Raw genomic sequence first — 10801 nt, 5'->3', positions numbered from 1 at the left:
CTAGAACCGTTCCCGATCGTGTTGCAATCGGAACGGTTCCGGGCCCTTGCGGTGGCCCGCCCGCCTGCGCCGAACCGGCATCCATCCCGGCGCAGCCGCGTGGCGACCGGATCGTCAGATCCCGCGGCGGCACGGGTGCTTTTTGCGCTCGACTTGGCGAAATGGTAGGGCCGCCAAGCCTGGAGGGGGCCGAGGAACGATGGCCCCGCTCGGGAGCGTCCCCGACGAACGGATTGCGCCAAGACGGATCGCGCCCCAGAAACGACTTAGAGCCTCACCGTGCGCTTCTTCATCGATCACGACGACGGCCATTCGATCCGGGGCTGGATCGTTCCGGACAACCAGCTCGCAATCAGTCGCGTCGTCGTGTCCGTCGCGGGGCGGCGCGTCGCGGAGGTCGCGGCGAGCCATATCGACGCGACGTTTCGGAACAACGGCTGGCACGCGACCGGTCAGTGCATCTTCATCGTGACCGAGGCCGAGGTACCGGGCCTCGCGGCGCTGGAACAGCTCGAACTCTATGACGCGGACACCAACGTGCTGGTGCATCGGCGCATTCCGGCCGACGGAAAGATCCAGTGCCGCACCTGCCTGATCAACACCGGCATCGAACCGGAGTCGGTCCTGCAGAGCGCCATGTTCCCCCATTACGCGCGCAGCTACTTCGGCATGCACCGCATGTCCGACGAGATCCTGACCAGCATCTTCCTGAACCCGGTGCGCTCCCTCCTCCTGTCGGGTTCCCTCGTCATCCCGCGCTACGAGAATTACCTGACCCCGGACCTGATGGTCACGGCACTCCTAGTGCAGGACCCGCACCTCGAAATGGCGACCCGCATGCACTGGCTGCAGGCGCGGGCCGACGATGCCGCCGATCCGGCGCGCAGCTGGCGCCTCGGCGCGCTGGACGAAGCCGCAGCCTTCATCAAGGATTACGATCTGACCGACACGAAGAGCCTCAAGCGCTTCTTCCGCATGATGCCGGAGTCGGCCTACCGCCTGCTGTACAATCCCCTGACCCGCCAGCTGGGGACCCGCATGCCGGAGGATCGGCTGCACCCGGGCAATTCGATCGCGGCGATCGAGGTCCTGTCCCGGGTCGGCATCGTCGGCCACAAGACCCGCTTCCAGGCGTTTGCGCGCACGCTGTTCGACCAGCTCTACATCGATGCCCCGCTCCCGGTGCTGCCGGAGCCACCCGCCGCGGTGCGCGACCTCGCGCAGCAGCTGCGGAGCCTTCGCCCGGTGGAAGAGATGCTGGTGTTCGACGCCGCCATCTCCGATGCGGTCAAAGACATCGTCGACAAGCATTGGAACGCGTAGACAGGCGATCCACCCCCGCATCCGCACTCTCGACCAGGCAACACTCTGCTGCTTCGTAGACCTCATCGTTGGAGCGGGGCATTGAGATCGTCTGGAATTTACGGCATCAGTCGCCCGAGCCCGACCCAATCCGAGCCTTTGGAATCGCCGTGAGCAGCCTGAAATTCGGAACCAGCGGCCTGCGTGGGCTCGTGACGGATCTCGTCGGCGGGCCGAGCTATGCCTACGCCTCCGCGTTCTTCCGGTCGGTCCCCGCGGGCGACGACCGCCGCGCGGTGGTGATCGGGCGCGACCTGCGCGACAGCAGCGCGGGCATCGCCGCGACGGTGGCGAGCGCCGCGGTGGCGGCCGGGTTCACGGCGATCGATTGCGGCGCGCTGCCGACGCCCGCGCTCGCCCTGGAGGCGATGCGGCGCGGCGCCTGCGCCGTCATGGTCACGGGCAGCCACATCCCGGAGGACCGCAACGGCCTCAAATTCTACCGGCCCGAGGGCGAGATCACCAAGGCCGACGAGATTGCGATCCTGGCGGCGCTTGAAGATGTCGCAGCAGGCGGCGCGGTGCCGGATGCCCCGCCGGCCACGCCCGAACCCGACGCTGTCGAGCGCTACCACCAGCGCTACGGCGCGGCCTTCGCGCCCGACATCCTGCAGGGCCTGCGCGTCGCGGTCTACCAGCAGAGTTCGGTCGCCCGCGACCTGCTGACCGACCTGCTCGCCGGGTTCGGCGCGGCGGTGACACCGATCGGCCGGTCCGGCACCTTCGTGCCGATCGACACCGAAGCCCACCGTCCTGAGGACATCGCCTACATCGCCGAGGTAATGGCGTCCGGCGCCTACGACGCCCTCGTGACCACCGATGGCGACGCCGACCGGCCCTTGATCGCCGACGGGGCAGGGCGGATCCTGCGGGGGGACGTGCTCGGGCTGATCACGGCGCGGTTCCTCGGGGCCGATACGGTGGTGGTTCCGGTCACGGCCGGCTCGGCGCTCGAACAGGCGGGCGGCTTCCGGCAGGTCCTGCGCACCCGGGTGGGCTCGCCCTTCGTCATCGCCGGCATGGAGCAGGCGAAGGCCGCCGGGGCCGAGATCGTGGTCGGGTTCGAGGCCAATGGCGGCTTCCTGCTCGGATCGGACGTCACCCGCGACGGCCGGACCCTGCCCGCCCTGCCGACACGGGACGCGATGCTGCCGATCCTGGCCACCCTCGCGGCGGCGCGTGCGGCCGGCACGTCCCTGGCGGACCTCGTGACGTCGCTCGATGCCGGCGAGATGGCGAGCGACCGGCTCCCCAACACACCCGCCGAGCGGAGCAGCGCCTTCCTGGGACGACTTGGCGACGCTGGCTTCCGCGCCGCCTTCCTGAAGCCGGTCGGCGTGCCGCAGGATGTCGACCAACAGGACGGGGTCCGGATGGGGCTCGACGGCGGACGCGCGATCCATTTCCGGGCCTCGGGGAACGCCCCGGAGTTGCGCTGTTACGCCGAAGCGAAATCAGCGAGCGAGGCCCAGGATCTCGTCCGATGGGGGCTGAGCGCCGCAGCGGCGGCCATGGTGTGATCGACGCGCTGGGACGGGCAGCGGCCAGATCTAGCGCCTGACCGCGCAGGCCAGCCCAACTCTTGCCCACGGCATCGGGACGGGTGATGACGAGGCTGCGCCGCATCCGGGTCACCGCCCGCCTCGATCTAGACGCTCGCCGGTATCGCGGCGGATGACGCCACCGCCGATCAACCGCTTGACCGGGCTAGCCTTGCCGCCCGGCAACGTTCGTCGATGCGGATCGGTAATGCCCGCATGCCTGTCGCGCATTCGTCGCACCCGCGCGATCACGCCGACGTCGACCGCTGTCTTGGCTGCATGACAAGGGCGGCACAGGACCTGGCAGTTCCCCAGGGAAGCATCCTCCGTCAACGCGGCTGGGACGATGTGATCGTAGTGAAACCGCCCGGCCTGCAGCGCGCATGGGCAGCGACTGCCGTCCGCCAGCACGCCCTCACAGCGTCCGTCCGCGCGGGCGAGGGCGGTGCGCAGCACCGCTTTGCTGAACTCCCGGCGTACCATCACGCCACCCCCGTGGCGGTTACAGCAGCCGATCCGGTCAGGTCGGCCACGACCGCCGCGCGCTCAGGCGCCGTCTCAGCCAATCGATAAGCATGCAGCTCACGCGCGCCGAGCCCGGCACAGGCAGCGAGCCAACCGAGGAGGCCGCTATCGCCGGTATCGCAGGCGCGGGCGGCGATAATCGCTGCCTGCCCGCGCTCATCGCGAGCGATCGCGAGGACGACCGCGGGATGCTCGGCGACCGGATCGGGAGCGTCGAGCGGCTGCACCACCACGACGTAGCGCCGGCTCGAATGCCCGCGCCACACGCTCATGGCGAGCGGGGGCACGCCGCGCAGGCCCGCGCTCGCGCGCAGGCGCTCCTCGCGAACTGGAGAGCGGATAGCGCGGTCCGCCTTGAGTTCGCGCAGGGCGGCAGCCCATGAGATTGTGCGGTTCGACATAGCCGCCCTCACGCTGTGAGCGCTGAGGCGCGCGGGACGCACGAGCGCGCGGCTGAGGTTCCGGGCGATACCGGACCTGGAACCACCAGGGACGGGGGCGACAAAGGATGGGTTTGGATTGATGTGTAGATGTTCACGGCAATGCGCCTCAGGCTAGCGGCGGGACCAGCCCCGCCACTGACCTGGCCCCGCACATGGCCAGGAGAGACCCTGCGGGGCGACGTGATCGCCGGAAACCTTTTACAGCTTGTGCGAAGGCGCCTCAGTCCAACGACATGCAGGAGCTCGCATCGCCGGGTGACGAGTTATCACCGGCAGAGCAATTGAGATGACGCGTACTCATTCTTTTCTCGTCGCGATGGAGTAGGTCAATTGCCCAACCGCACGAGTATTACCGCTCCAATCGACCGATAAGTCCAGTCGAATTGTGAGAAAAAGACAGCCGCTCCCGCAATGCGAATTACCGCGACCAGATCGCATGACCTCGATACCAATGCTTCCTGGAGAGCACGTAGTGGAGTTCCTGGAGAGGAGGACTTCGAGAGACCGATTGCGGGATGGGCAGGCGACAGGTCGAGCTGTCGGCCTCACGGGGGGCCCGCGCCAGTCCAGGAGCGAGATCGGCCCCTAACGCTGGTCGATACGTCCGGATACTGGATCGCGCGGAGGCTGGGTGGGTTCGAAACCGCGCCGATTTCGTCGGGCGAACAGCCCGATTCAAGCCTGACGGCGTTTATTATCAGCCTGTTCGACCCGCGGGCTTCAGCGTGAGGGGCTGCCGAGCACCTGGCAAAGCCGTGCAAGTCCACGCCGTCGACCGAGAGCACGACCAAACATGCATGTTCGGACTGCGACCGCGGCAATCGTGATGCGACCGTCTACTCCTGACCCCGAGATCTCGGCAGCCTGAGCTCGCAGCTCCATCTGCTCGGTCGTTCAGCCTTGAGCGCTCGCAATGCGGCAGCCCAAGAGACGCGGCGTGTCAACACTGCCGCCCGCACGCTGCGAGCGCGGAGGGACGCGGGTCATTCGGGGGTGCAGCTAGGCTGCAGGGAGCGTTAGCAGTGGAACTGCCCGGACGATGCCTGCAAGGAATGGCTCTGAACGGACGATTGGATGATCGCGCAGAGGCAAGCGTAAGACGTCGCCAATGACCGCTGCTATGCCATCCAGATCTGACTGATCAAGCGGCCCCAATATCAGCGACGCTCGATCTCACGCCGCACGGGATTGCGACGCCGCAAGGGCGGCGGCACCGCGCGCGTCGTCAGATAATCCAGCGCCTGAGAGGTGCTATCGACCTGATCATCGTGCCGGCCGTTTGGAAACGCCAGCAGCTCGGCGATGTAGTCGGCGAGCCACGGGGCTTCGGATGGCAAGTGAACCTGCCCGGCCTCGAAGCGAGCCGTCTGCGCCAACAGCCGAGCCTCCTTATCGTAGCGTGAGCGACGCAGCAGCGTCGACAAGGCCCCGGTGCGACGCAGATCCTGATTCAGGGCTCGCCCCAGCTCGGTATCCTCGATCAAGGTCGCGGCTGCGCCCCAATGCCGACTTAGGCTCACAATCGCGCGCCGCAACTCCGGCGCTTCGAGCCGCTCGCGGACGACATCGAGCAGGTAGTAGTCCAACCCTATCACACCCCAGACCGTGCCCACAGACCAGTCGCTGGCCTCACCCAGAGTCGAAGCGGTATCCCAGGATGCGACGATGCGTTCGAAGGTCTCCGGCACTTCATCATCCGTATAAAAGCGCAGCCAATCCCGGCGGATCACGTTGCCCTCGGCGGGCACGGGTGCTTGTTGGTACTGCGCGCTGAAGGTCAGGACGCCGAGCTGGCGACGCAAACCTTCCAGCACGTCGAGGGGTTCACGCTCTGGCTGAAGCACCCCACCACGCGATCGCAAGTAGATGTCATTTACCCCGTCACTGAGGCAGAATCTCTCGTCCCGGACGGCGATCGCGGGTAGCTCTACCACCTCCCAAGCCTCCGGATCCCGGTCACGGAGATGCCCGCATAGATCGTCGGCATGCAAGCGCTGCATCACGATGACGATCGCGCCCTTAGCCTTATCGTTCAGGCGCGAGACCAGTGTGCCCTCGTAGAACTCGATCACCCGCCGACGCTCAGCTGACGAGACCGCGTCGATGGCCTTCATCGGATCGTCGATGAGGATGATGTCTGCGCCGCGCCCGGTCAGGCCGCCGCCGAGGCCGACCGCCAGTCGTCCGCCCCGAAGCGTCGTGGTGAGCTCCAGATCGCGCTGCCGGCCAGGAACCAGGACGCAGTCGGGAAACAGCTCGCGAAACCAATCGCTCTCCAACACGGTGCGCGTGTCTTGTGAGAGCTTCCTGGCGAGATCGGCGGCGTACGAGACCGCGATGATCCGTCGGCTCGGGACATGCCCCAGCAGCCAAGCGGAGAACGCGACCGAGACGGTGATCGATTTCATCGAGCGCGGCGGCACGTTGATGATCAACCGCTTGATGTCGCCGCGTGCGATGCGCTTGAGCTGCCAAGCCAGATGATCGTGGTGCCAGCTGTGTCGGTAGAGGGTTCCAGGCTCGAGCGTCTGAAACGTCCGATGAACGAACGCAGAGAGCTCATGGCGGAGGAGAGCCCTCAAGAGGCGAGCCCGATCAGCCATCGTCACCCTCGTCATCTGCCGCGGCGCCGTCTGATGGCTCATCGTCAACAGGTCGATCGGGGCTGTAGCGCAAAAACCGGCGCAAGACCGCCTCATCATCCTCGGATCGATCCGCTTCGAATTTTGAGGGTGGAGCAGCTGCCGCCCTACGTTCGATGCGATCTAGAATTCTCTCGGTCAGTGTGCTGTCGCCATTCAAAGCTTCCTTGCGCAGCAACATCAACATTGCCGAGAAAGGACTAGCGAGCTCTGGGCCATTCTTGCCGCGAATAGTTATTTTCTTGTCAAAAAATGCGTCGTAGTAGTGCTCGTCGATCGTATTCATATTAAGCTTGTTTTTTGGCCTCCCGCGGGGGTTGCCAGATTGTCCTTTCTGGAAGCGATATTTCCGCGGTGGACGACCGGGGCCGACTTTTTCATCCTCATCATCACTCATCGTGGATTCTCCAGCATATCGGCGTCGAATGGAGCTCTGATCTTAAACGTCAGACCACATCACAATCTCCCGAACCGGGAAGTACTTACGACGTCTCTGAATTACCGCTCCTGCTAAGCGCTGCAACGCTCCCAACAGAACGGGCAAACAGAGCCGCAATTCCAACGGCTCCTGAGGCAAATCTACATGAAAATCTTAGTAAATCTACAGACCGACCACAAGCAGAAGCGTCTGCGACACTTCAAAGCACAGCACCGATTCTGCGCTAATTAATATCGCGTCCTGTCAAGAAACTTGGCCCGCGCAGAGACCTTACGATGACAACGCGCACCTGCGTTCCGGCTGGTACGCAGATACGACCATCAATCCGCCGGAGCGGTGACAGCGCCACTCCAGGTAAGTCACTTCATCGATCGGTCAGGCAACCCGAGTGCGGATGCGGACACGCGGCGGAGGCGGTGCGGGCGAATCCTCTGGGAGGACGGCCGATGCTACAGCTTCGCGCGCTGCCGACGTGTCATTCAGCTCCCGTACGCCATGCGGCCCCTCAGCGGCTGGTTGGCTACGCGTTTGAAGCAAGTCGTCGACGGTTGCGCCGGTCTCGACGCAGACCGCCGCACGCCCGGTCATGCGCTCCCAGCGCCGGATTGCAATCTGCGCATACCGGGGCGCGATCTCGACCGCACGCACGCGGCGGCCGACCTGCTCGCCGGCCAAGATCGTGGTCCCGGAGCCTACGAACGTATCAAGTACCGTAGCCCCGAGACGCGTGACGTCCTTCAGAGCGTCAGCGACGAGTTGGACCGGCTTCACGGTCGGATGGGTAGCGAGATTTGCCAGCCGCTCAGCGCCAAAACCATTGGCCCCGGCATAAGTCCAGACATTCGACCGGTTGCGGCCGTGCCGTCCCATCTGGACGTTGTCGAGGTGGCGCGCCTGGCCAACCCGGAACACGCCGATCAACTCGTGCTGGTTGCGATAGAGGCCGCCCTGGCCGGCGTTGGTCTTGTTCCACACGACGAGGTTGAGGTAGTCGCCGTAGATGCTGGAGGCCGCAGCGATCATATTCTGCACATGTCGCCAATCGATGCAGATGAAGTGCACCGCACCCGGCGCAGAGACCCGTGCGGCATTTCCCAACGCGGCGGATAGGAAAGTCTCGTACTCCTGCTGGTCCATCTCCCCGGACGCGAACGCGAAATCGGCATGCTGCACTTTACCGCGCGAGCTGAGCGCGGCCTGCGCCAAGTTGTAGGGCACGTCGAGAAACGCACACTCGACCGCGGTCCCCGACAACAATCGGTCTAGTAATTCGCAATCGCGGGCATCGCCAACGGCGATACGATGCCCTCCGAGCTGAAATAGGTCTCCAGGGCGAAGGATGACCGGCTCTTGCAGCGATGTGGGATCGATAGCGTCGTCGACCTCATTCTGATCGGAAAAATCGACAGTCAAGGCATCGAATTCCGCGATCTCGAAGCCCGTATCGGAGATCTCGAAGCCCGCATCCTCGAAGAGGGCAGTCAGCTTCGGGATTTGCTCAGCCAGCCGCTCGCGGTCGAGCCGCGCATCCTCACTGATGCGATTGTCGGAGAGCAGGAACATGCGCTTCTGCGCTTCGGATAATCCGAAGATCTGCACGATGGGTATGGCCGCAGATTGCGCGCTGACGGCCTCAACTCGCGCGTGACCGGATAGAATCACGTAGTTCTCGTCAACGATCGCCGGGGCGAGCAGACCTGTCCGCGCGATAGAGCGCCGGAGCTTCTTGATTTGCTGCTTTGGATGAACGCCGACGGCGGCTGGATTAGCTTTGAGCGTATTGCACGGGCAGAGGCCGTATCGTGCCTCAACTCCCGGCCGTATCTCGACCCGAGGGACGTCATCGAGCGGAAACGCGTTGGGCTGAGCTGATGAAGTCGCGAGCTTCGACGTCAATCTAGACATTGTAGGCCTCCAGTTCGGAGACCGAAAGCAACCCAACCGCGCAACGACCATCAACGATTCCCCCCGCAAGGTGCACGGGTGCTATGAGGGAAATCGTCGAAGCCGCTGCGGCATGTGGAAGGCTGCCGCCGCTGCTAGACTTTGGTGAAGCACAGCTACCGATTGCGATCGGTCGCTTGTGAGCGCTCGCCACATGACGAGCAGAAGAACACTAGATCCTCCCGGATGATGTTTCAAGCGTAAAAGAGACTACCTGTATGGTCCCGGGATGAGGTGTGACGGGTCGATCCTGAAGCGATTGAGCTCGTTCGTCCAGGCGTTCAGGACGAACTGGGTGGGTATCAGGTCGTGTAGGATCTTGTGCCTATTTGCGTGATCGTAGGCGTCGACGAACTCACCGCCTGCGCACGGGCTGCATCCAGGTCGGGCAATTCGTACCCATCTTCGTCATGGGCAACCTCAGTCCCGTCATGCAGGTCGACGAAGAAACGAGGCATGAAGCAGTTCGACAAATGCGCGGCCTGCCCAGCTACGCAGGTTCTACGCCGTCCCCCTACACGCAGGGGGCCGAACGAGCCCGTCCCATAGGTAGCGTCATATCCTTTCATTTCTGACGCAGAAGCAGCGAATGCCAGAGCCCCGTTGGAACGGAATGCCTCCGACGCGCGCTGAGTGTACCGGCCGGAAATGACGCCTTGGGCGCAGCCGCAAAATGGTGTCTCACGGATGCCATAGCTTCAGGAACGAGATTTGATGCGTTGGCAAGTGATCATGTGCTTTAGCGCGGGTCTGATAGCGGCATGTATGACGTCAGCCTATGCTGACGTGAAAGTCGAGGATGCTAAGATCACGGGCGGGTACCTTTGGGTACTCGGGTATGCCGACGAGCCAGACAGTGAAATCACCCTCGACGGCAAATTTCCCCAACATACTGATGCCCGAGGTTATTTCGAGTTTCGGGTAGTTTATCACCCAGCCACCTGCATCGTGATGCTTCGGACGCCCAAACAGTCGCGCGATATCGTGGTGAGTGGCTGCGGCCAGCAAGGGCCGCAGGCGCCGGGGCTTGTTGGTCCGGCGGGACCGCCCGGAACGCGCGGTGAAACAGGGCTGAGGGGAGAGCTAGGCCCAAAAGGCGACGTGGGGGCGATGGGTCCGCCCGGCCCTGAGGGGATGATCGGTCCTGCTGGTGCACTGGGCGAACCCGGGCCAGCTGGTCCCGCAGGGCCGGCCGGTATAGCTGGAGAGGTCGGACCAGCCGGGCCTTCTGGGCCACGAGGACCCCAAGGTGTTCCTGGCCCGGTAGGGAAGATGGGCCCGCCTGGTACCCACACCACGGCGAAACCTCCGTCGGCGACGGGTTCGGCGACCAAACGGGAACCAGCTCGTCCGCAGCCTGAGTCAGAGGCTCCAACTGGGATTGAGCCTGGGTCAGGGGCCGCAGTTGACGACCGCTACTGAGCGTTCGTCGCAGAGGCGGGCCCATAGGCCCGGGGCCAGGCTCCACAGGAACAGGAGGTTGGAACAGCTACCATCATAGCGCCTTGCGCTTCTGCGATCGGCTCCCGTCCCCAATCTCAGAGAAAACCCCAGGTCGAGGTCATGGCACCAGCCCCGCGAGCCCACAGGTCGCCAAGATCGTCACCGCCAACGTGAAGGCCAATTGTGAGCTCGTGTTGCCCCTCTTCGTAAAGCGCAGTGTCCCGCCTGCCGCCGCTTTTCGACCAAAGCCTGTGCGGCAGCCGCCAGCTTCTCGTGCAGTGACGCGAACGAAGAATTCACGCTGACGAGGAGACATGCGAGTCTGAGCGAAGGCTCAGCGGTCTGCGTACTCTCCGATGCGAGCGACGCGGCACGGTTGTTTGCGATCGCCAGCGACCGCTCCCATCCCCTCAAGCACATCCAGCGCGCTGGCATCGTCTTGCTCTCGGCCGAGCGCCTAAG

At 64.3% G+C, this 10801-nt stretch carries 7 protein-coding genes and 1 pseudogene; 2 read left to right on the top strand and 6 right to left on the bottom strand.

Features of this window, described 5'->3' with window-relative positions:
* Window positions 1–279 precede the first annotated feature (279 nt).
* Window positions 280–1323: a hypothetical protein gene (locus tag OXS27_RS30500; RefSeq protein ID WP_267361371.1), complete on the top strand. Its 1044-nt coding sequence runs from the start codon at window positions 280–282 to the stop codon at window positions 1321–1323.
* A 149-nt stretch (window positions 1324–1472) separates the two neighbouring features.
* On the top strand, window positions 1473–2882 hold the full coding sequence (locus OXS27_RS30495; protein WP_267361369.1) for a phosphomannomutase: 1410 nt from the start codon (window positions 1473–1475) through the stop codon (window positions 2880–2882).
* A 111-nt stretch (window positions 2883–2993) separates the two neighbouring features.
* Here the strand turns inward: OXS27_RS30495 and OXS27_RS30490 are convergent, their stop codons facing one another.
* The 6 genes and pseudogenes from OXS27_RS30490 to OXS27_RS30465 form a co-directional block, all read right to left on the bottom strand.
* Window positions 2994–3386, bottom strand: coding sequence for an HNH endonuclease signature motif containing protein (locus OXS27_RS30490; protein WP_267361367.1), 393 nt, complete (start codon window positions 3384–3386; stop codon window positions 2994–2996).
* A complete protein-coding gene (locus OXS27_RS30485; protein WP_267361365.1) occupies window positions 3386–3829 on the bottom strand; it encodes a hypothetical protein in 444 nt (147 codons plus the stop codon). Before OXS27_RS30485 ends, OXS27_RS30490 begins: the two co-directional genes overlap by 1 nt.
* 1199 nt (window positions 3830–5028) lie before the next feature.
* Entirely contained in the window at window positions 5029–6474 is a 1446-nt protein-coding gene (gene terL, locus OXS27_RS30480; protein WP_267361363.1) for a phage terminase large subunit, read from the bottom strand.
* Window positions 6467–6910, bottom strand: coding sequence for a DUF5681 domain-containing protein (locus OXS27_RS30475; protein ID WP_267361361.1), 444 nt, complete (start codon window positions 6908–6910; stop codon window positions 6467–6469). The genes terL and OXS27_RS30475 overlap by 8 nt, the downstream gene beginning before the upstream one ends.
* Window positions 6911–7327: 417 nt before the next feature.
* Window positions 7328–8857, bottom strand: coding sequence for a DNA methyltransferase (locus tag OXS27_RS30470; RefSeq protein ID WP_267361359.1), 1530 nt, complete (start codon window positions 8855–8857; stop codon window positions 7328–7330).
* A gap of 249 nt (window positions 8858–9106) precedes the next feature.
* Window positions 9107–9250: pseudogene (locus tag OXS27_RS30465) on the bottom strand (IS481 family transposase); the annotation flags it as partial.
* Window positions 9251–10801 lie beyond the last annotated feature (1551 nt).

The sequence above is a fragment of the Methylobacterium sp. GC_Met_3 genome (assembly GCF_026540775.1).
Classification (GTDB): Bacteria; Pseudomonadota; Alphaproteobacteria; order Rhizobiales; family Beijerinckiaceae; genus Methylobacterium.
This window is presented reverse-complemented; position numbering and strand designations above follow the sequence as displayed.

Bases quoted from the DNA above. Each gene is read 5' to 3' on its own strand.
- OXS27_RS30485 (WP_267361365.1), bottom strand. From the start codon at position 3,829: ATGTCGAACCGCACAATCTCATGGGCTGCCGCCCTGCGCGAACTCAAG.
- OXS27_RS30470 (WP_267361359.1), bottom strand. From the start codon at position 8,857: ATGTCTAGATTGACGTCGAAGCTCGCGACTTCATCAGCTCAGCCCAAC.
- OXS27_RS30490 (WP_267361367.1), bottom strand. From the start codon at position 3,386: ATGGTACGCCGGGAGTTCAGCAAAGCGGTGCTGCGCACCGCCCTCGCC.
- OXS27_RS30475 (WP_267361361.1), bottom strand. From the start codon at position 6,910: ATGAGTGATGATGAGGATGAAAAAGTCGGCCCCGGTCGTCCACCGCGG.
- terL (WP_267361363.1), bottom strand. From the start codon at position 6,474: ATGGCTGATCGGGCTCGCCTCTTGAGGGCTCTCCTCCGCCATGAGCTC.